Source organism: Streptodolium elevatio (genome assembly GCF_040649515.1).
Classification (GTDB): domain Bacteria; phylum Actinomycetota; class Actinomycetes; order Streptomycetales; family Streptomycetaceae; genus Yinghuangia; species Yinghuangia elevatio.
In genome coordinates, this window is the sequence record NZ_JBEZFP010000057.1 from 22,190 (window position 1) to 42,383 (window position 20,194).

Sequence of the window (20,194 nt, forward strand, 5' to 3'; positions counted from 1 at the left end):
CGCAAGCGGCCGCACGCCGGCCCGAACAGCGCAGCAGAGGGGAGCCGGGAGACCGTGCGTACCGCGATCCGCGGGCTGGGCGAGGGTTTCATCACTCTCGGTGTCGTCATCCTGCTCTTCGTCGTCTACCAGCTCTACTGGACCGGTGTCCTGGCACGGCAGGCGCGCGCCGACGAACTGGACGAGCTGCACAAGAAGATGAAGCAGACCCTCGCCGCGCCCGCGGCACCCGCGGCGGTCGGCACCGCGGCGCCCGCGCCCCCGGCACCGGGCCCGCCGCCGGCGTACGAGGACGGCAAGAGCTTCGCGGTGATGTACATCCCGCGCTTCGGCTCGGGCTGGAAGTGGACGGTGCTCGCCAACACCGACACCGACACCCTGAAGAAGGGCCTCGGCTGGTACACCGGTTCCGCGAAGGCCGGGCAGGACGGCAACTTCGCGGTCGCCGGCCACCGCAAGACGTACGGCGACCCGATGATCGACTTCCCGGACCTGCGGGTGGGCGACAAGGTCATCGTCAACGACACCGTGAACTGGTACGTCTACACACTCGACAAGCCGGTGGTGAACGGCACGAACAACAAGGCCGTGTACAAGACGCTGCCGGACGACACCGGCGTCGTCGCGCCCGTCCCGGTCAAGGGCTTCGACAAGCCCGGCAAGTACATCACCCTCACCACGTGTGAGCCCGAGTACGGCAGTTCGCACCGACTGATCGTCTGGGGCCACCTCGAGTCGGTCCAGCCGCTGTCCGCAGGCGAGCCCGCGGCGCTGAAGGGAGCCTCCTGATGTACGCCTGGATCTGGCGCCATCTGCCGGGCAACGTATGGGTGCGCATCGCCATCAGCCTCGTCCTCGTGCTGGCGATCGTGTACGCGCTGTTCAACTGGATCTTCCCGTGGGCCGAGCCCATGCTCCCGTTCAGCGACGTGACCGTGGACGGCGGGAACGTCGACGACGTCCAGCCCACCGGCGGACTCCCGGGAGGGCTGCCCGGATGACCGCGCGCATTCTGGTCGTGGACAACTACGACAGCTTCGTCTTCAACCTGGTCCAGTACCTCTACCAGCTCGGCGCGACGTGTGACGTGCGTCGCAACGACACGGTGACGGTCGACGACGCGGCGGCGTACGACGGCGTCCTCCTGTCCCCGGGGCCGGGCACTCCCGAGGAGGCCGGGGTGTGTGTCGACATGGTCCGGCACGGCGCCGGGAGGGTCCCGGTGTTCGGCGTATGCCTGGGCATGCAGTCAATCGCCGTCGCCTACGGCGCTACGGTGGGCCGGGCACCGGAACTTCTGCACGGCAAGACGAGTTTGGTCGAGCACGAGGGCTCGGGTGTCTTCTCCGGGCTGCCGTCGCCGTTCACCGCGACGCGCTACCACTCGCTCGCGGTGGACCCGGACACGGTGCCGGCGGAATTGGAGGTGACGGGGTGGACCGGGAGCGGAGTGATCATGGGGCTCCGTCATCGCGACCTACCGGTCGAAGGCGTGCAGTTCCACCCGGAGTCGGTGCTGACGCAGGACGGGCACCGGATGCTGGCGAACTGGCTGACGACATGCGGCGACCCCGGGGCCGTCGCGCGCGCGGGCGGGCTGGCACCGGTGGTGGGCAGGACGGGGACGGTCGCATAGCGGGGCCCCCGCGGTCCGACGACGACCCGGGGTACCGGTACGGCGCCCCGGACTTCCGCGAGCGCACCGCCGAACTCACCGTCGTCTCCCTCGCCGACCTGCCGTCGCGCGACATCACACCGGCACTCGGCACCCCCGCCATCGGCACCCCGGGTCTGGACGCGCCCGACGCCGGTACGCGCGCCATCGGCGCCGCCCCGGCCGACACACCCGCCGACGGCGCCCCCGGCGGCCGTGCGGCCCGCCGTCGTGCCCTCCAGGAGCAGCAGAAGACCTCCCGCAGGCGCGGCGGCGCCGGTACGCGCCCGGCCGCCGGTACGCGCGGCGCGGTCGCCGAACTGCCGCCCGGTGCGGGCCGCGCCGCCCGCCGCAAGGCCGCGCGGCCGTCGACCCGTTCGCGCGTCGTCACCGGGGTCGCCACCGGCGTCGGCGAGGTCGCCATGACGCTGGGCCTGGTGCTCGTCCTGTTCGTCGTCTACACGAAGTGGTGGACGAACGTGGTCGGCGACCGCAACGCCGCACGCGAGACCACCCAGTTGCAGGAGCAGTGGGACCAGGCCGCGATCGGTGACGAGCCGCTGCCGCAGCCGGACCCGCGCGAGCCCGACGGCTTCGCGCCCGGCAAGGGCTTCGCGGTGCTCTACATACCCAAGTTGGGGGTCAAGGTCCCGGTCGCGCAGGGCACCGACAAGTACAAGGTGCTCGACAAGGGCCTCACCGGCCACTACACGAACCCGAAGACCGCGATGCCGTGGGACAAGCAGGGGAACTTCGCGGTCGCCGGCCACCGCAACACGCACGGCGAGCCGTTCCGCTACATCAACAAGCTCAAGACCGGCGACGAGATCGTCGTCGAGACCGCGACGGTGTACTACACGTACACGGTGTTCGCGCAGTTGCCGGAGACGTCTCCGCGCAACATCGGGGTGATCGACCCGATCCCCAAAAACAGCGGGAAGACGAAACCAGGCCGCTACATCACGCTGACCACGTGCACGCCCGACGGCGCGTCGACCTTCCGGCTCATCGTGTGGGGTGAGATGAAGGAGGAACGGCCGCGCTCGGAGGGCAAACCCGACGCCTTGGTGAAGCCCCAGTGACGTACCGTCAGCGAAGTGGAACTGACAGGCGGTAGATCGCGGTTCGGGGCCTGACCCGAGAGCTTGCTTGTGCCAAGCTGTCGGCTCATGGGCGTCGTGCGCAAAGTCATACGCGGCACTGCCGAGGTGGTCTTCACCCTCGGCCTCGTCGGTCTGCTCCTGTGTGTCCACCAGTTGTGGTGGACGAACATCGAGGCGCGCGAGAAGGCCGAATCCCACGTGTCGGAGCTGCACGACATGTGGAACGACGACGAGAGCACCCCGGTCGCGGCGGCGAACCCGCCGGAGAACGCGAGCCCTCCGCCGTACCTGGGCCCGGACGAAGGGCCCGACAACGTCGGCGGGGACGGCCAGGAGGACGGCACGACGACCCGCGGCGGCACGGTCCGCGGAAAGGCCTTCGCGATCGTCTACATCCCGCGTCTGGGCAAGAACTTCCAGAAGCCAGTCGTCGAGGGGACGAGCCTGAAATCGCTCGCGCAAGGCGTCGGGCACTACACGTACGCGCCGTACACCGGCCCCGGCGAGCAGGGCAACTTCGGCTTGGCCGGACACCGCAACGGCCACGGCGAGCCCTTCCGGTACCTCAACAAGCTGAAGGTCGGCGACTACGTGGTGGTCGAGACCGAACGCGCCTGGTACACGTACCAGATCGTGAAGGGGCCGTTCATCACCAAGCCGGGCAACGGCGCGGTGCTGGCGCCGAATCCGCCGATGCTCGGGCTGCCGGAGGGGCAGAAGATCATCACGCTGACCACGTGCGACCCGGAGTTCACGTCCAAGAACCGCATGGTCTTCTGGGGCACCATGACCGCCGCGGAGGACAAGCGCCCCGGCTTCCGGCCCGCCGCGCTGACCCGCTGAGTCGCAGGCGCCGCAGCACAGTTGAGGGGCCCGTACCGGATCGGTACGGGCCCCTCAACGTGTCGTCCAACGTGTCGTCGGCTCCGCGGCCGCCGGGCCGCGATCCGAAGGCGAGCGACTAGCCCCAGTTGCGGGGGTCGAACGGGTTGTCCGAATCGCCGCCCCCGGGCTTGTTGTTGCCGCCCGGGTTGCCACCGCTCGGCGACTGCGTGTTCGTCGCCGTGTTGGTCGGCGAGCCGCCCGTCGGAGTGGTCGGCGTCGGCGGCGTCGTCGGCGGTGTGGGAGTCGGCGAGGCGCCCTGCGACACCGTGATGGTGACCGTCGTGCCCTCGTCGTACTTGTTGCCGCTCTCCGGGGTCTGCTTGGTCACCGTGCCCTGCGGCTGGTCGCTGAACTCCTTGACGACCTGGGACTTGAAGCCGTCTTCCTTGAGCTTGCTCTTGGCCTCGGACTCGGTCATACCGATGACCCGCGGAACCACTGCCTGCGGCTTGCCGCTGTTCACCTTGAGGGTGATCACGGTGGTCAGCGGGACCTCGGTGTTCGCCTTCGGGTCGGTGTCGCAGACCGTCTCGCGCGGGCAGTTGAAGGCGGTGTTGCGATCGATCTTCGGCTCGGGGAAACCGGCGTCCTTGAGCGCCTTGACCGCGTCGTCCTCCTGCTTGCCGACCAGCAGCGGCACCTTGCCCGACGCCGGGCCGGCGGAGAGCTTGACCGTGACCTGGCTGTCCTTGGCGACCTGCGCGTCGGCGGCCGGGTTCTGGCTGCAGATGACGCCCTTGGGCTGGTTGCACGTCTCGCTGTCCGGCGAGACGGTCAGCGTCAGGGTCGCGTTCGTGAGGCTTTCCCGCGCCTGCTGCTCGGTCTTGCCGACCAGGCTCGGGACGGTGGCCTTGTCGCCCTCGCCGCCGTCCCCGCCGAGCAGCGTCTTGCCGACGAAGAAGGCGGCGACCAGGACCGCGACACACGCGATCGCCAGCAGCGCCCACGCCCAGCCGCGCTGCTTGGGCGGGTCGTCGTCGTAGTCGTCGTCCAGGTCGTACTGGTGCTGGTTGTGCTGCGGCGCGGTGGAGTACGCGGGAGACATCTGCGTCGACGGCCCCGGCGTCGCCGGAAGGTACTGTGTGGCCGCCTCCATGGGGGCCATCACCGCAGGCGCCGCCACCGGCATGCCGTGCAGCGCGCGCTCGAGGTCGGCACGCATCTCGTCGGCGCTCTGGTAGCGGTTGTCCGGGTTCTTCGCGAGCGACTTGAGCACGATCGCGTCGATGGTCGGGGAGACCTCGGGGTCGTACGCGCTCGGCGGCAGCGGGTCCTCGCGGACGTGCTGGTACGCCACCGCGACCGGCGAGTCGCCGACGAACGGCGGGCGCTCGGTCAGCAGCTCGTACAGCAGGCAGCCGGTGGAGTAGAGGTCCGAACGGGCGTCCACGGTCTCGCCGCGCGCCTGCTCGGGGGAGAGGTACTGCGCCGTGCCGATGACCGCGGCGGTCTGCGTCATCGTCATGCCGTTGTCGGCCATGGCGCGCGCGATGCCGAAGTCCATCACCTTGACCGTGCCCTGCCGCGTCAGCATGACGTTGGCGGGCTTGATGTCGCGGTGGATGATCCCGTTGCGGTGCGAGTACTCCAGCGCCTGGAGCACGCCGGCGGTCATCTCCATCGCGCGCTCGGGCAGCAGGCGGCGGCCGGAGTGAAGAAGCTCACGCAGCGTGGACCCGTCGACGTACTCCATCACGATGTACGGGATGGAGATCCCGTTGATGTAGTCCTCGCCGGTGTCGTACACCGCGACGATCGCCGGATGGTTCAGCGACGCCGCGGACTGCGCCTCGCGCCGGAACCGTGCCTGGAACGAGGGATCGCGGGCGAGGTCGGCGCGGAGCGTCTTCACCGCGACGGTACGGCCCAGACGGATGTCCCGGCCGAGGTAGACCTCGGCCATTCCGCCGCGGCCCAAGACCGCGCCGAGCTCGTACCGGTCGCCGAGGCGACGCGGCTCTTCCATAGCTTCCAGCCTTTCCCTCACCGGTCCACGGCCCTGAACGTCCTCGGACACGCTACCGGGGCCGGGGCTCGCACGGATGTCACGGACTGATCAAGTCTGCGCGGCCCGTTGTGTCGGGTCTCACTTGCCCAGCGCCGCCTTCATCATCGAGACGGCGATCGGGGCGGCGCTCTTGCAGCCGCTGATGTCGTTGCGGTCGATGTCCGCCTCCTGGTCCTCGACCACCACGGCGACGGCGACCTTCTTGCCGTCGACCTCGGCGAACGAGACGAACCAGGCGTACGGCCGCTGGTCGTTGTTCGGACCGCGCTGGGCGGTCCCGGTCTTGCCGCCGACCTTGACCCCCGGGATCTTGGCGGCCGTACACCCGTTCTCGACGACGCCGACCATCATGTCCTGGAGCTGTGAGGCGACTTCGGGCTTGACCGCCTCGTTGAGCTGCTTCTGCCCGCGCTGCTCGATGGTGTCCAGGCTCTGCGAGCGCAGCGAGCTGACCAGGTACGGCTCCATGACCTTGCCGTTGTTGGCGATGGTCGCCACCACACTGGCCATCTGCAGCGGGGTGGACGCCACGTCCTGCTGGCCGATCGAGGCGCGCATCGTGGCGCCCTGCTCGTCGTTGGCCGGGTAGACGCTGGCGGTGACACGGGTCGGGATCGTCAGGTTGTTCTTGGTGTCCACCGACTTGGTGAAGTCGTACTTGCCGAAGTCGTTGAACCCGAAGGCCTGTGCCTGGTTCTTGATGGCCTCGTCACCCAGCTGCATGCCGATGCCGGCGAACACCGAGTTGCAGGACTTCTCCAGCGCGACCTTGAGCGTCGAGCCCTGGCACGCCGCGGCGCCCGCCTGGTCGGACAGCGAGCTGACCGAGTTCGGATAGCGCAGCGGCGACTCGAAGTTGGTGGCCGTCTCCGGTTGGAACTGGCCGCTCGACAGCGCCGCGGCCGCGGTGACCAGCTTGAACGTCGACCCGGGCGCGTAGGTGTTGCGGATCGCCCGGTTGTCCATCGGCCGTGCGGGGTTCGCGTCCGGCTGCAGGGATTCCCACTCGGCCTGCTGCGCCTTCGAGTCGTTGACCGCCAGCTTGTTCGGGTCGTACGACGGTGTCGACGCCATCGCCAGTATCTTGCCCGTCGTCGGGTCGATCGCGACGGCCGCGCCGGTCTTGCCGTTGAGGCCGTTGAACGCCGCCTCCTGCGCCTTCGCGTTGATCGTCAGGTCGACGTTGCCGCCGCGGCGGTCCTTCCCGGTGATCACGTCGATGACGCGGCGCACGAACAGCCGGTCGTCGTCGCCGTTGAGGATGTCGTTCTCGACGCCCTCCAGGAAGTTCGAGCCGAAGAACTGCGACTTGAAGCCGGTGATCGGCGCGTACATCGGGCCGTTGAGATAGGTCCGCTGGTACTCGTAGTACTTGCTGTCGGTCTCCACCGAGCCGGTGATGGGCTTGTTCTCGACGAAGAAGTCACCGCGCGGGTGCGAGTACTCCTCGTAGACCGCGCGGCGGTTCTTGTCGTGCCCGGAGTATTCGTCGGCCTTGACGACCTGGATCCAGTTGGTCCGCACCATCAGCGCGGCCACGAGCAGCATGCAGAACACGGACACTTTGCGCAGGGGCTTGTTCACTTGCGATCCCAATTCCTCACTGGCTGTGTCCTCTCGGTCCCGTCGGATCCGCGTTGGGCGGTGCCCCGGGGGGACCGGCCGGCCGGGGCGGGACGCCGGGCGCTCCTCCTGGCACGGTCAACGCGTCAGGTGGAGACGCGGTTTCCGCCCCCCGTGGTTCCGCCGCCGACCCGGAACCCGGTACGCGGGAGTCCGATTCATCCGATTCGTCCGCACCGAAACCACCGCCGCCACGCCCCTGGCCGCCGCCCGACAGGTCGCCGAGCTCCGAGCCCTGCACTGGGGTCGGCTCGGCGAGTTCGTCCAGGTCGGCCTGGTCGAGCGGGGTCTCCTCGATGCGCCGACGGCGTCCGCCCCGGCTGTTCTGGGTCGCGGAGACCTCGCCGGCGACCGCCGGGGGAGCCGGGCGGCGCGCTGTGTGGCTGATCACAATGAGGATCGCCACCAGGATCCAGTTGGTGATGACCGACGAACCGCCCTGCGCGAGGAACGGCATGGTCATACCGGTCAGCGGGATGAGGCCGGTGACGCCGCCCGCGACGACGAAGACCTGGAGCGCCATGACGACGGACAGGCCGGCCGCGAGCAGCTTGCCGAAGGGGTCGCGGGCGGCGAGGGCGGTGCGCAGGCCGCGCTCGATGAGCAGCGCGTACACCATGAAGATCGCCATCATGCCGGCGAGGCCGAGCTCTTCGCCGACCGTGGTGAGGATGAAGTCGCTTCGGGCGGCGAAGCCGATCTCGTTCGGGAAGCCCTGGTTGAGGCCCTTGCCGAGCAGGCCGCCGTCGCCGTACCCGAACAGTGCCTGGGCGAGCTGCTCCGAGCCGCCGCTCGGCGGCTTGTCGCTGTAGATCGCCAGCGGGTCGAGCCACGCCTCGACGCGGCTCTTGACGTGCGGCTCCACCGAGCCGACCACCGCGGCGCCGGTGGCGGCCATGACCAGGCCGAAGATCAGCCAGCTGACGCGCTCGGTCGCGATGTAGAGCATCACCACGAACATGCCGAAGAACAGCAGCGAGGTGCCCAGGTCGCGCTCGAAGACCAGGATCAGCAGGCTCAGGATCCACACCACGAGGATCGGGCCCAGGTCGCGGCCGCGCGGCAGGTACATCCCCATGACCTTGCGGCTGGCCAGCGCGAGCGCGTCGCGCTTGACCATGAGGTAGCCCGCGAAGAACACGGTCAGCACGATCTTGGTGAACTCACCGGGCTGGATCGAGAACGGGCCCAGGCGGATCCAGATCTTCGCGCCGTAGGTGTCGCCCGGGAAGGGGATGGGGGACACCAGCAGCACCAGCGCCACGAGCATGGCGATGTACGTGTACCGCTGCAGCAGCCGGTGGTCCCTCATGAACACCACGACGCCCACGAACAGCGCGACGCCGACCGCCGTGTACATCAGCTGGGTCGGCGCGGCCTTGCGGGACAGGTCGAGGTCGAGCCGGTAGATGAGGACCAGGCCCATGCCGTTGAGGAAGGTCGCCAGCGGCAGCAGCAGCGGGTCGGCGTACGGCGTGAACTTGCGGACCACCAGGTGCGCGAGCCCCGCCATGAGGCCGAGGCCCAGGCCGTACGAGACGAGCCCGGTCGGCAGGCTGCCGTTGTCCGCGAGACCGACGTTCGCATACGCCAGCACCGGGACGAGCACGGCGAAGCCGAGCATCATCAACTCGGTGTTGCGGCGGTTCGGTGCGGACTGGGGGGTGATCGTCGTGTTGCTCACGGCGTTCCCCCTCAACTCTGGCCGTTCGGCTGCTCGTCGCACTTGATGATCAGTTCCTGGTCGGGACCGAGGTCGATCTTCGGCGTCGGAGCCGTGGTGGCCGGTGGCGGCGTGGTCGTCGGCGCCGGTGCGTTCGGCAGGCCCTGCGGCGGCGACTGGTTCGCGCCGGGCCGTTGCCCCGAGCCGGCGGTCTTGCCCGGCTCGGCGGTGGGCCTGGTCGTGGACCGCGAGACGCTGTCCGACCCGGGCCGCGCACTCGTGGTCGGTGTCGGCGTGCGCATCGGCGCTGCCTGCACGCTCGTGGTCGGGGACGCGCTCACGTTATCCCCTCCCGGGAGGCCGGTCACCGGGGCCTGCGGCTGCTCCGGGATCTGCGGTACCTCGGGAGAGACGGTCGGAGGGTGGTCGCGGTTCCAGTCGACGACCTGCCGGCACACGCTCGCCTGGCGTTCCAGCTTCTGCACGTACTCCCGGGCGTCCGTCAGGCTGGAGGCGTCGTAGCGCTCCTCGACGCTGTCGCGGTACTCCGCACCGATCAGGTTCATCGTGACCGCGGAGTACTGCTTGTAGGGGCTGGACAGCGAGATGCCGAAGATCTCGGTGTCGATGCCCCGGTAGATCGAGACGTGCTCGCCGTCCTTGGCGACGTAGTACTGCGTCTGGGTCCACCAGTACGCACCGCCGAGCGCGGCGAGCAGCACCACCGCCGGGCCCCAGACCGGGAGCGTGCGGCGCCACGCGGGCTTGGGGCGGCGGCGGTTCGGTACGCCGGCGTCCGGGACCAGGGCCTCGTTCTCGTACTCGCCGGCGGTGAGTTCGCGGGCGCGCGAGGCGGGGGTGGTGGGCAGGGTCGCGGTGTCCCCGGCGAGGTCGTCGGCGACCGCGCCGACCACCACCGGGATGTCGGACGGCGTCTGGTCGACGTCGACGATGTCCGCGACGATGCACGTGATGTTGTCGGGGCCGCCACCGCGCAGCGCGAGCTGGATCAACTCCTGTACGGCGTCCCGGGGGTCGACGAGCGCGAGCAGGGTGTCCTGCATCGTCTCGCGGCTGACCACGCCGGACAGGCCGTCGCTGCACACGAGGTAGCGGTCGCCGGCGCGTGCCTCGCGGACCGCGAGGTCCGGTTCGACCTGGCCGCGTCCGTCGAGTGCGCGCATCAGGAGCGAGCGCTGCGGGTGGTGCCCGGCCTCCTCCTCGGTGATGCGGCCCTCGTCGACGAGGCGCTGCACCCAGGTGTGGTCCTGGGTGATCTGTTCGAGGATGCCGTCGCGCAACAGGTAGGCGCGCGAGTCGCCGACGTGTACGAGGCCGAGTCCGGTGCCGGTCCACAGCAGCGCGGTCAGCGTCGTCCCCATGCCTTCGAGGCCGGGGTCGTCGTCGATCATCACGCGCAGCCGGTCGTTGGCGCGGTCGACCGCGAGTCGCAGCGTGTCGCGCAGGTCGGCGCCGGGGAGGTCTTCGTCGAGCTCCACGATCGTGGAGAGGACCTCGGAGCTCGCCACCTCGCCCGCGGCGGCGCCGCCCATGCCGTCGGCGACCGCGAGCAAGCGTGGACCGGCATAGCCGGAGTCCTCGTTGCCCTCGCGGATCATGCCTTTGTGCGATCCGGCGGCGAAGCGGAGAGAGAGGCTCATTCAGGCTACCTGCGCAGCTCGATAACGGTCTTGCCGATGCGGATCGGCGCTCCGAGGGGAACGGGGGTGGGGCCGGTCAAGCGCGTGCGGTCCAGGTAGGTGCCGTTGGTGGACCCGAGGTCCTCGACGATCCAGGTGCCGTCGGGAGCCGGGTAGATGCGGGCGTGCCGACTGGACGCGTAGTCGTCGTCGAGCACGATGGTGGAGTCGTGGGCCCGGCCGATGGTGATCTGCTGCTCGGTCAGATTCATCGTCGTACCGGTCAACGAGCCGCCGGTGATGACGAGTTTGGACGGCGCGTTGCGTTGCGGCTGGGCCGCTCCGCGGCGCTGGCCGCGGGCTTGCGGGGGAGGCGCCTGCTGGGCGACCGGCGGAGGCACCGCGGCGGCGGCGTTGGCCGGTACGGCGGCATTGCGCCGCCGCATGGGCCGTTGGGTCACGCGCGTGCCGAACAGGTCGCTGCGGATCACCTGGACCGCGACGATCACGAACAGCCACAGCACGGCGAGGAAACCCAGCCGCATGACGGTGAGGGTCAGCTCAGACATGCGCCCGATGTCACCCCTCGGTTTGACGGAACACGACAGTGGTACTGCCCAGCACGATCCTCGACCCGTCGCGGAGCGCTGCACGCTGGCAGTGCTGTCCGTCCACGACGATCCCGTTCGTCGAACCGAGGTCGGCGATCGACGCCGGGGGGCCGATCCTGATCTCGGCGTGGTGCCGCGACACGCTCGGGTCGTCGACCCGTACGTCCGCGTCGGTGCTCCGGCCCAGCTTCACGACCGGGGCGGTGATCTCGTGGCGCATCCCGTTCACCTCGACCCAACTGCGCAGCACCGGCGGGCGGTACGGCGCGGGTCCGGGCGGCGGGCTCGGGGGACGCGGCGGCAGGCCGGGGCCCGATCCGGGACCCATGCCGGGGCCCATGGGCGGACCTGGTGGCATGCCTCCCGCCGGCTGGTAGGCCGACGGGTTGTGGAACTGCGGTGCGGGGCCCTGCGGCGGGTGCCCGGACGAACCGTACTGCTGTTCCACGGGATAGTGCGGTTGCGCGGGAGACGCTACCGGTCCCGGCGGCCCGTACCCAGGGGAACCCTGGGACTGGCTGCCGGCCAATGCCTGGCTGCGCACCCGGTACAGGCCCGTGTCGAGGTCGTCGGCCTGCTCGAAGTGCACCTCGACGGGGCCGATGAAGGAGTAGCGCTGCTGCTGCGCGTAGTCGCGCACCATGGTGGAGAGCTCCGCGCCGAGCTGCTGCGCGTACGGGCTCAGCCGCTCGTAGTCGTGCGAACCCAGCTCGACCACGAAGTCGTTCGGCACCATGGTCCGGTCGCGGTTCCAGATGGTCGCGTTGCTGTCGCACTCGCGCTTGAGCGCGCTGGCGATCTCGACCGGCTGGACGTCCGACTTGAACGCCTTGGCGAAGGCGCCGTTGACCAGGCCCTCAAGTCGTTGCTCGAACTTCTTCAGGACACCCATGGGCACCTCCTTCCTTCAAGCGTCGCCGTCGTCGCCCGGGGCACGGGCGTGCCCGGACCGGGCGCACCGGTCCGGACCAGTCCTACAGTCAGCTCACTGATCGTATCCACGCTCGGGAAACGGGCATGGTTCCCCGTCATGGTCACTGTAGGGAGTGTTGGCCCTCACAGGGATTCCTACACCCCCAGCCCCTCGTCCTGGCTCGCTTGTCGTAGTTGTGGTGTGACCAGGTGCGTCTACCCCGCGGACACGCCCTCCTATCCGGACGGCGCAGGTCAAGCATGCCGGAGTCGCGGGGGCGGCGGGGATGGCCCCGACGAAACCGGTGGCGTTCCGGCCCACCGAAGCACACCCTCGGGCGACGCCGCGCGGGCACCCCGGGCCGGGGAGGTGCGTTCTGTACCCGTCCGCACTGTTTGGGTGTGGCCCAGGCCACCAGCGGGTAAGGATTCGAGTCGGCCGCGGCATCCGTGCTAATCTTCAATCGTTGCTCGCGCGGGTGGCGGAATAGGCAGACGCGCTGGATTCAGGTTCCAGTGCCCGAAAGGGCGTGGGGGTTCAACTCCCCCCTCGCGCACCGCGAGACACACCGAACGGTGTCTTACCGAGAGACGAAAGTCGATCGATAAGACACCGTTCGGCGTTTCCGGGATTAGCTGCTTTGTCGGTGGTTCAGAACCCGACTGCTTCCCGGACGAGCAGGATGGTGACGCGGCCCGGACGGGCGTCGGCGTTGAGGACCAGCAGGCTGTTGACGGCGCTCGGCGTTCCGTAGACGACCCGCGCGCGGGCGTCTTCCAGAGGGAGTGCGTGCTCTTCGAGCCGGCGCAGCGCGGTGGCCAGGTCGGGGACCACTTTCTGCGCGCCGACGACCAGGATCACGCGGCCGGCGCCGCCGGAGTACGCGGGCAACTGGCTGCCGCTGCCCGAGGCGACCACGACCTGGCCGGCCTCGGTGAGCGCGGCGACGCTGCCCACGACGACGTCGGGACGGGCGAGAAGGTGCCGGATCTCGTCGGCCCGGGTGGCGCGGTCCATGGCCAGGACTCGCGGCTTCACGGCCTGGTACCGGCCGCCGGAGTTGAGGTCGGCGTCGATGCCGGACAGGCGGACGGTCTCGCTCGCCGAGGTGAAGACCTCGGCGCCCTCGGGGATCAGCTCGGCAATGCGGGTGCGTGCGGCGGCGACGTCGTCGAGTATCTCGGTGGTGAATCCGTTCCCCGTCAGTGCGGCGGCCGCCTGTTCCAGGCGGTGCGCGGGGGCGGGATCGGTGTACGAGGTGGACGGGGCCTGGTTCGTCATGGTCGGTGCTGTCCTTCGGTCGCTACGGTCGCTTCGGTCGGGTGGCGGCGGGCCTGGCCGGCGGGGTGTGCCGTCTTGCCGGGGCGCCGCGGGGTCTCGGTGTGTGGTCCCGGCTGTGCGACAAGGCAGCGCCGCGGAATGTGAGGCGCGTGGACGGCCTCACAAAGCGGCGTGCTGCTTTGTCGGACCTGTGGAGGGCGACCGCGAGCGAGGAGCAGAGCACCATGACCATTCCTGCCGAGCCGGGCGACGACCGGCACGACCGGCACGACCCCGACCTGAGCGCGGTGACGAGTGAGCGGCGCCGGCTGGTCAACCTCGCGTACCGGATGCTCGGCTCGCGGGCCGATGCCGAGGACGTCGTGCAGGAGACGTACGCCCGTTGGTACGCCATGTCCCGGCAGGAGCAGGACGCGATCGACACCCCCGGTGCCTGGCTGACGACTGTCGCGAGCCGCGTCTGCCTGACCCTGCTGGGCTCGGCGCGCGTCCGGCGGGAGCGCTACGTGGGCCAGTGGGTCCCCGAGCCGGTGCCCGACGAGACGGAGTGGATCAGCGGTCGGCGGACGGCCGTTCCCGTCGATCCGGCGGACCGGGTCACCCTCGACGAGTCGCTCAACATGGCGTTCCTCGTCGTGCTCGAGTCGATGACCCCGGCCGAACGCGTGGCGTTCATCCTGCACGACGTGTTCCGCTACCCCTTCCCCGAAGTGGCGGAGATCGTCGGACGCACCCCCGCGGCCTGCCGTCAGCTGGCCACCTCCGCCCGGCGCCGCGTCCGGGCGGCTCGGACCCCGGCCGCCGCCCCGCCGGCCCGAATGGCGGGCGTGGTCCGGGATTTCAAGGCGGCCTGGGAGGCGAAGGACATCGACGCCCTGCTCGGCCTGCTCGATCCCGACGCGACGGTCACTCCCGACGGCGGGGGCGTGACCGGCGCCAGGCTGCACCCCATCGAAGGGGCCGAGGAGATCGCCCGCTATCTGGTCGAACTCGCCGGCCGGGCGGTCGGCGGCATGGGTTTCGTGCTGCGGACGGTCAACGGACAGCCTGGCCTGGTGGCTCAGCGGGACGGCGTCACGGTGGCCGTGTACGCGTTCGACGTCGCGGGGGACCGCATCAGGCACATGTGGGCGGTCCTCAACCCCGACAAGCTCCGCGCCTGGTCGGTCGGCTGACGGCATGCCAGGAGGCCCACCGGTCAAGGCCGGTGGGCCTCCTGGTAGGTGTCGCGCGGGCGGTCACGGCCGGCGCCACTGCTCCTCGGGGGCCTTGCCGGGGAGCGGCTTGCCGATGAGGGCGAGGGGGACGAAGAACGAGACCTGGCTGATCGCCAGGATCAGGGTGGTGAGTGCCTTGTCGTCGTACTGCGCCGATGCCCGGGCGTACACGTCGTCGGAGACGCGTTCGCCCTCGGCCGGGGCGGTGTACACGGCTTCGACGAGTTCGAGCGCGACGCGTTCGGCCTCGGTGAAGTGGGGCGCGTCGCGCCACGACGCCACGGCCGCGACGCGCTCGTCGCTCTCGCCGGCGCGGGCGAGGTTTCCGGTGTGCAGGACGGTCAGGTACTCGCTGCCCACGATCTGCCCGGCCCGCAATTGCACCAGGCCGATGGTCGTCCGCGGGACGGAGCCGTTCCCGACGACCTTGAAGAGTGCCGCGCCCACCTCGGCCATCTCCGGGACCAGCATCGCCGGGTTGGGCAGCCGCGACTGGGCGTTCGCCGTGATCTCCGTGTTGCTCATGGTCGTTGCCTCCGTTTGTGCCGCCCGCTCTTGCGGGCTGTTACAGCACTGACGGACGCCGGAGCGCGGTTGTGACAGCCCTGGCCGAAGAAGGGTGCGCGACATCCGCGGACAGGTGCCGGTCAGGCGCGGGCGTCGAGGAAGGCGGCGACGAGCGGGGCGATTTCCGGGAGCTTGTCCTCCAGGGCGAAGTGACCGGTGTCGAGGAGGTGCAGTTCGGCGTCGGGCAGGTCGCGCAGGTACGCGCGGGCGCCGGGCTCGGGGAAGAAGAAGTCGTTGCGGCCCCAGACGACGAGGGCCGGCGGGCGGTGGGTGCGCAGCCACTCCTGCCAGACCGGGTAGAGCGCCAGATTGCTGTGGTAGTCGAGGGCGAGGGCGACCTGGACGGCGTCGCGGCCCGGCAGGTCGAGGAAGTGCTGGTCGGCGGTCCACCCGTCGGGGGCGACGAGTTCGGGGTCGGTGGTGCCGCCTTCGTACTGCGAGCGGGTGACCGGGAGGGCGAGCAGTCCGCGCACCGCCTCTTCGGCGCCGGGTACGCCGGGCCGGTTGGCGGTCATCTCGCGGGCCGCGTCGGAGAGCCCGTCGAGGTACGCGTTGCCGTTCTGCACGATCAGGCCCTCGATCCACTCCGGGTGCCGGGTGGCGATGCGGAAGCCGACCGGTGCGCCGAAGTCGAAGACGTACATGGAGAAGCGGTCGAGCCCGAGGGCCAGCAGGAACTTCTCGGTGACGTCGGCGAGCGCGTCGAAGGTGTAGGTGAAGGACTCGGCGTCCGGGGCATCGCTGTGGCCGAAGCCCGGGTAGTCCGGGGCCACCAGGTGGTAGTCCGTCCCGAGCGCGTCGATCAGGCGCGCGAACTGCCTTGAGCTGGACGGGAATCCGTGCAGCAGGAGGAGGGTCGGCGCGTCGGCGGGCCCGGCCTCGCGGTAGAAGACCCGCAGACCGTCGACCTCGATGTGGCGGTGCCTGACCTGGGGGAGGACGAGGGCGGGCATGGCAGACCTCCGGGTTTCGGGCGTTGTTCGGTGCACTCCAGACACTAATGTATTTTCTCTCTTCTTTCCATTAGTTCGAGAGAATCGCCTTGGCCGGTGGTGGCGCACAGGTGGAGTCGGATGCGGAGATTAGTATCGGTTTGCCCTGATTTCTTAGGTCGGGAGGACGTGCGTGGCCGCCGTCGTCGTCGTGCTCGCGCTCGTCGTCGCCTGGTACGCCCTGCGCGGCCTCGCCCAGTTCTGGGCACCCGCCGCCGACCTTACGCGGCGCCTCTCGCCCTGGACCGTGCGCCTGCGGGCGTGGGTGCTCTCCGCGCCGGCGACGTTCACCTACATCGTGCTGTTCACGGCGGGCACCTTCGTGCAGAAGACCGCGCCCCCGAAGCTGATCGACCTGCTCACGCGCGTGGACAGCACCAATCTGTGGCGGCTGTCCGACGACCCCGCGACGGTGCTGGTCACCAGCGCACTGTGGGTTGCGGACGAGGGGTCGGGGCTGGCCATGTACGCGGCGGTCTTCGGTACGGTCGTCGCGTGGGCCGAACGCCGCTACGGCACACCGCGTTTGATACTCATCGCGATCAGCGCGCACGTACTCGGGTCGCTGTGCACCGCGCGTATCGAGAGGTGGGCGATCGACAGCGGCCGCGCGCCGGAGACGCTGGTGCTCGCCACCGACGTCGGGGTCAGCTACATGATGGTCGGCAGCTGCGCGGCCGCGGTGCTGATCATGCGCGGCCGGGTGCGCTGGGTGGGGGTCGCGGCGCTGGTCGTCACCGTCGCCGTACCGGTGTTCGTGAGCCGGACCATCTGGGACCTCGGCCACCTTCTCGCGACGCTGTTCGGCCTGGGCACCGCGGCCCTGGCGCTGCTGGCGGCCCCGCCGCGCGACCCGCCTCCGCTGACCGAGCCGTGGGCGCGGGAACCTGCGGTCGGTGGGCGCGTCGTGCCCCGCTGAGCCGATGTTGCGTCAGCAGGCGCACGAGACACCCGAGATGGGCGCGGTGAGCGGGTCGGGTGCGGTACGCGACGTACCGCCGGCCGACTCGACCTCGAAGCCCTCCCGCGCCCAGTACTCGAAGCCGCCGATCATCTCCTTGACCGGGTAGCCGAGCCGGGCGAACGCCAGCGCCGCCTTCGTCGCGCCGTTGCAGCCAGGACCCCAGCAGTACGTCACCACCGTCACGCGGCTCTCCGGACCGCCGATCAACTGTGGGGCGAGTTCCGCGATGCGCACGGTGGGGATGTGCAGCGCGCCCGGGATGTGCCCCTGGTCCCAGCTCACCCGGCTGCGCGAGTCGACCACGACGACGCCGGGTGCGCCCGAGGTCAGGTCGGTGTGCACGTCGGAGACATCGGCCTCGAAGGCGAGGCGGGCGGCGAAGTGCGCGGCCGCGGCCTCGGGCGCGGCGGCCGGGACGGCGGTGACCGCGGACTCGATCGCGGCGGCGGCGGTGAACTGCATCGTCACTTCGTGCTCCTGGTGGGTGTGGGCCTCGGCTTCCGGGATGTTCCGGGATGTTCCAGGGAGTTCCGGGAAGTTCCGGGAGTTCCGGGCGGGTGACCCGCGGCGTCTCCCGCGGACAAGGAAGATCTTGTCCCGGCGGGCCAAGGCCTCGACAGTGGCGCTAACGACCACTATCGCTAACATTTCGCCATGACGTTCGTCGACCTTCCGGCACCCGCCCCGGGCACCGAGCCGCACTGCGGGACCGTCGCCGTGCTCGCCTTCGACGGCATGGCGCCGTTCGAGATGAGCTCGGTCGTGGAGATCTTCGGACTCCCCCGTCCCGAGTTGGGGGTCCCCTGGTACCGGCTGTTCGTGTGCGGCGAGACGCGCGAACCGATGCGTGTCCTCGGCGGCTTCTCGATCACCGTCGAGCACGGCCTCGACGTGCTGGCGTCGGCGGACACCGTGATCATCACGGCGGTGCCGGACGTACGCGGCGACGCCTCACCCGCCCTCGTCGAGGCGCTGCGCACGGCGCGGGCGCGGGGCGCGCGCATCGTGTCGATCTGCTCCGGCGCGTTCGCACTCGCCGCTGCGGGGCTCCTCGACGACCGCGTCGCCACGACCCACTGGAAGTACGCGGACCTGCTCGCCGAGCGCTACCCGCGGGTGCGGGTCGACCCGGACGTCCTCTATGTCGACGGCGACGACATCCTCACCAGCGCGGGCAGCGCCGCGGGCCTCGACCTGTGCCTGCACCTCGTACGCAAGGACCACGGCGCCCGGGTGGCCAACGCGGTGGCCCGGCGCCTGGTCGTCCCGCCGCACCGGGAGGGCGGCCAGGCGCAGTTCATCCAGGCGGCGGTCGGCGAGGTGGCCGCCGACGACGGCATCGGCCGCTCGATGGCCTGGGCGCTGGAGCACCTCGCCGAGCCGATCACGGTCGCCGACCTCGCGGCACAAGCGCATGTGTCGCAGCGCACCTATCTGCGCAAGTTCTCCGCGCAGACGGGGACGAGCCCGGTGCGGTGGGTGCTTGCGCAGCGCGTCGCGGCGAGCCTCAGCCTGCTGGAGGACACCGCGGCCTCGGTCGAAGAGGTGGGCGCCGCCGTGGGGTTCGAGAGCCCGGTGACCTTCCGGCACCACTTCGGGCGGGCGATGGGGACGTCGCCGTCGGCGTACCGCCGCACGTTCCGCACCACCGTCGCCTGAGCGTCCGCGCACACCGCGGCGCTCGATGTCCGGAACTTCCGTGCGTGGCAAGGCTCGTCACGGGCGTGGCCAAGGATCACCGAAGGCCGCCGTCCCGAATCGTTCGGGACGGCGGCCTTTGCCGTACGGGTTTCCGGTGGCCGCGGCGGTTGGTCAGACCGCCGTGGTGCCCGCGCGGCGCCTGCGTGCGTACAGCGCGAAGCCGCCGCCGACCACCAGGAGGCCCGCGGCGCTGCCCGCGATGACCGCGGTGCTGTTGTCGTTGCCGCCGGTCTGGGCGAGTTCGCCGCCCGTGTCCGGCTGCGGCGACGCGGGGCCGCTCGGTGTGACCGGCGGAACCGGCTTGGCGGAGTCCGTCGGCTTGGCCGGCTCGGTGGGCTTCGCGGGCGGCGTCGAGGTGGACGGCTGCGGGCTCGGCGTCGTCGGCTTGACGTCGAACGCGGTCTCCATGACCACGCCCTCGTTGTCGAACTTGTTGCGGTCGGTCGCACCGGTGCCGGTGAAGTCCACGACGAAGGCCTGGCGCTTGCCGGAGATCGTCGCCGGGATGACGAGGTTCTCCTCCTCGCCCTTGTCCGCGGGCGAACCGTTCGACGGGCAGGTGAGCTTGGTGTCGCTGACCTTCTGGCAGCCCTGCGGGGCGCCGTCGAAACGGATGCCCTCCTGCGCGGTGATGGTGGCCTGCGCGGTGGTGTACGCGTCGGGCCCATCGTTGCGCAGCACGATCGGGATGCCGTTCTCGACCTTGCCGGTGGACGGGTCGTACCGGAACCACGACACGCTGGATCCAGGCGGTGCGGTGACCTGGAGGTCGCCCAGCTTGGCGGGCTTCGGCGCGACGGTGAAGCGGCCTTCACCGGTGCCGTCCTTCGACTTGGCGGTGAACGTGACCGCCTGGCCGGCCTTGGAGTCCGCGGTCAGCTGCAGGAAGACGTCGAACTTCCCGCCCTTCGGCGTGCAGTCGAGCAGGTTTCGGCCCGGCGAGGTGCAGTCGGGGGAGTAGACGCGCTCCCCTTCGACGCCCGCGGCGCTCGCGAACTCGATCCGCACGGTGGCGTCGGACTTGGTCGTGAAGCCGACCTTGCCGGTGGTCCCTGCGGCGACGGTGCTCGGCGCGCTGATCTTGATCTCGCCGGCGGCGGAAGCCGCGGGAGCGAACGCGAACGGTGCGACGACGAGCGCACCGCCGACGGCGGCAAGCGTGGCTATCCGCTGGTTGGTGGAGATGTGCATGGAGTTTTGGGCTCCCAACAACTTTGAGTACTTCCGCGCGCATATGGATCGGGGACGCGGCGGGCCTTAAATGGCTATCACGCACTGATCAGCCCATATGTCGCAGGCGTGTAACAGTGCCCGTGTCCAGCCGTTGGACGCGAACCCCTGCGACCGCGGGCGTTGCCGGTGCTCGGCGTAG

General features: G+C 70.2%; 18 protein-coding genes, 1 tRNA gene and 1 pseudogene. 9 read left to right on the forward strand and 11 right to left on the reverse strand.

Annotation, left to right across the window (positions count from 1 at the left end; all coding sequences use genetic code 11):
- The first annotated feature begins 54 nt into the window (after positions 1-54).
- From AB0C36_RS21975 to AB0C36_RS21995, 5 genes are all read left to right on the forward strand, one after another.
- Positions 55-789 carry a class E sortase gene (locus AB0C36_RS21975; RefSeq protein ID WP_358356477.1) on the forward strand — a complete coding sequence of 245 codons (735 nt, stop codon included), beginning with the start codon at positions 55-57 and terminating at the stop codon, positions 787-789.
- A complete protein-coding gene (locus tag AB0C36_RS21980) occupies positions 789-1,001 on the forward strand; it encodes a hypothetical protein (protein ID WP_358356479.1) in 213 nt (70 codons plus the stop codon). The genes AB0C36_RS21975 and AB0C36_RS21980 overlap by 1 nt, the downstream gene beginning before the upstream one ends.
- Positions 998-1,636: an aminodeoxychorismate/anthranilate synthase component II gene (locus AB0C36_RS21985; protein ID WP_358356481.1), complete on the forward strand. Its 639-nt coding sequence runs from the start codon at positions 998-1,000 to the stop codon at positions 1,634-1,636. Before AB0C36_RS21980 ends, AB0C36_RS21985 begins: the two co-directional genes overlap by 4 nt.
- Positions 1,561-2,736, forward strand: a complete 1,176-nt coding sequence (locus AB0C36_RS21990) for a class E sortase (RefSeq protein WP_358356483.1) — start codon at positions 1,561-1,563, stop codon at positions 2,734-2,736. The genes AB0C36_RS21985 and AB0C36_RS21990 overlap by 76 nt, the downstream gene beginning before the upstream one ends.
- 96 nt (positions 2,737-2,832) lie before the next feature.
- Positions 2,833-3,600 (forward strand): class E sortase, encoded by a 768-nt coding sequence (locus tag AB0C36_RS21995; RefSeq protein ID WP_358356485.1) that lies wholly within the window; start codon positions 2,833-2,835, stop codon positions 3,598-3,600.
- 118 nt (positions 3,601-3,718) lie between these two features.
- Here the strand turns inward: AB0C36_RS21995 and pknB are convergent, their stop codons facing one another.
- From pknB to AB0C36_RS22025, 6 genes and pseudogenes are all read right to left on the reverse strand, one after another.
- A complete protein-coding gene (gene pknB, locus AB0C36_RS22000) occupies positions 3,719-5,608 on the reverse strand; it encodes a Stk1 family PASTA domain-containing Ser/Thr kinase (protein WP_358356487.1) in 1,890 nt (629 codons plus the stop codon).
- 120 nt (positions 5,609-5,728) lie between these two features.
- Positions 5,729-7,234 (reverse strand): penicillin-binding transpeptidase domain-containing protein, encoded by a 1,506-nt coding sequence (locus AB0C36_RS22005; RefSeq protein ID WP_358356488.1) that lies wholly within the window; start codon positions 7,232-7,234, stop codon positions 5,729-5,731.
- 364 nt (positions 7,235-7,598) lie between these two features.
- Positions 7,599-8,972, reverse strand: a pseudogene (locus tag AB0C36_RS22010) (FtsW/RodA/SpoVE family cell cycle protein); the annotation flags it as partial.
- Complete coding sequence (locus tag AB0C36_RS22015; RefSeq protein WP_358356490.1) at positions 8,969-10,597, reverse strand: PP2C family protein-serine/threonine phosphatase; 1,629 nt, start codon at positions 10,595-10,597, stop codon at positions 8,969-8,971. The pseudogene AB0C36_RS22010 and the gene AB0C36_RS22015, both read right to left, overlap by 4 nt.
- Before the next feature lie 5 nt (positions 10,598-10,602).
- Positions 10,603-11,145 (reverse strand): FHA domain-containing protein FhaB/FipA, encoded by a 543-nt coding sequence (locus AB0C36_RS22020; RefSeq protein WP_358356492.1) that lies wholly within the window; start codon positions 11,143-11,145, stop codon positions 10,603-10,605.
- 10 nt (positions 11,146-11,155) lie between these two features.
- Complete coding sequence (locus tag AB0C36_RS22025) at positions 11,156-12,079, reverse strand: FHA domain-containing protein (RefSeq protein ID WP_358356494.1); 924 nt, start codon at positions 12,077-12,079, stop codon at positions 11,156-11,158.
- Between the two features lie 493 nt (positions 12,080-12,572).
- Between AB0C36_RS22025 and AB0C36_RS22030 the strand changes: the two genes are divergently transcribed.
- Positions 12,573-12,656 (forward strand) — tRNA-Leu (locus tag AB0C36_RS22030).
- A gap of 95 nt (positions 12,657-12,751) precedes the next feature.
- On the opposite strand, the gene AB0C36_RS22035 is transcribed toward AB0C36_RS22030, so the two are convergent.
- Complete coding sequence (locus AB0C36_RS22035) at positions 12,752-13,381, reverse strand: LUD domain-containing protein (protein ID WP_358356495.1); 630 nt, start codon at positions 13,379-13,381, stop codon at positions 12,752-12,754.
- A 224-nt stretch (positions 13,382-13,605) separates the two neighbouring features.
- Between AB0C36_RS22035 and sigJ the strand changes: the two genes are divergently transcribed.
- Entirely contained in the window at positions 13,606-14,556 is a 951-nt protein-coding gene (gene sigJ, locus AB0C36_RS22040; RefSeq protein WP_358356497.1) for an RNA polymerase sigma factor SigJ, read from the forward strand.
- Between the two features lie 63 nt (positions 14,557-14,619).
- Here sigJ and AB0C36_RS22045 read toward each other — a convergent pair whose 3' ends face one another.
- Positions 14,620-15,123, reverse strand: coding sequence for a carboxymuconolactone decarboxylase family protein (locus tag AB0C36_RS22045; RefSeq protein ID WP_358356499.1), 504 nt, complete (start codon positions 15,121-15,123; stop codon positions 14,620-14,622).
- A gap of 122 nt (positions 15,124-15,245) precedes the next feature.
- The gene (locus AB0C36_RS22050) at positions 15,246-16,118 is read right to left on the reverse strand and encodes an alpha/beta fold hydrolase (protein WP_358356501.1); all 873 of its coding nucleotides are present in this window, start codon (positions 16,116-16,118) and stop codon (positions 15,246-15,248) included.
- A 172-nt stretch (positions 16,119-16,290) separates the two neighbouring features.
- Between AB0C36_RS22050 and AB0C36_RS22055 the strand changes: the two genes are divergently transcribed.
- A complete protein-coding gene (locus tag AB0C36_RS22055; protein WP_358356502.1) occupies positions 16,291-17,076 on the forward strand; it encodes a rhomboid-like protein in 786 nt (261 codons plus the stop codon).
- Between the two features lie 12 nt (positions 17,077-17,088).
- On the opposite strand, the gene AB0C36_RS22060 is transcribed toward AB0C36_RS22055, so the two are convergent.
- Positions 17,089-17,583 carry a rhodanese-like domain-containing protein gene (locus tag AB0C36_RS22060; protein WP_358356523.1) on the reverse strand — a complete coding sequence of 165 codons (495 nt, stop codon included), beginning with the start codon at positions 17,581-17,583 and terminating at the stop codon, positions 17,089-17,091.
- Positions 17,584-17,775: 192 nt separating this feature from the next.
- Here AB0C36_RS22060 and AB0C36_RS22065 point away from each other — a divergent pair, with 192 nt between their 5' ends.
- A complete protein-coding gene (locus AB0C36_RS22065; protein WP_358356504.1) occupies positions 17,776-18,780 on the forward strand; it encodes a helix-turn-helix domain-containing protein in 1,005 nt (334 codons plus the stop codon).
- Positions 18,781-18,933: 153 nt separating this feature from the next.
- On the opposite strand, the gene AB0C36_RS22070 is transcribed toward AB0C36_RS22065, so the two are convergent.
- Positions 18,934-20,013, reverse strand: a complete 1,080-nt coding sequence (locus AB0C36_RS22070) for an LAETG motif-containing sortase-dependent surface protein (protein ID WP_358356506.1) — start codon at positions 20,011-20,013, stop codon at positions 18,934-18,936.
- Positions 20,014-20,194: the final 181 nt, after the last annotated feature.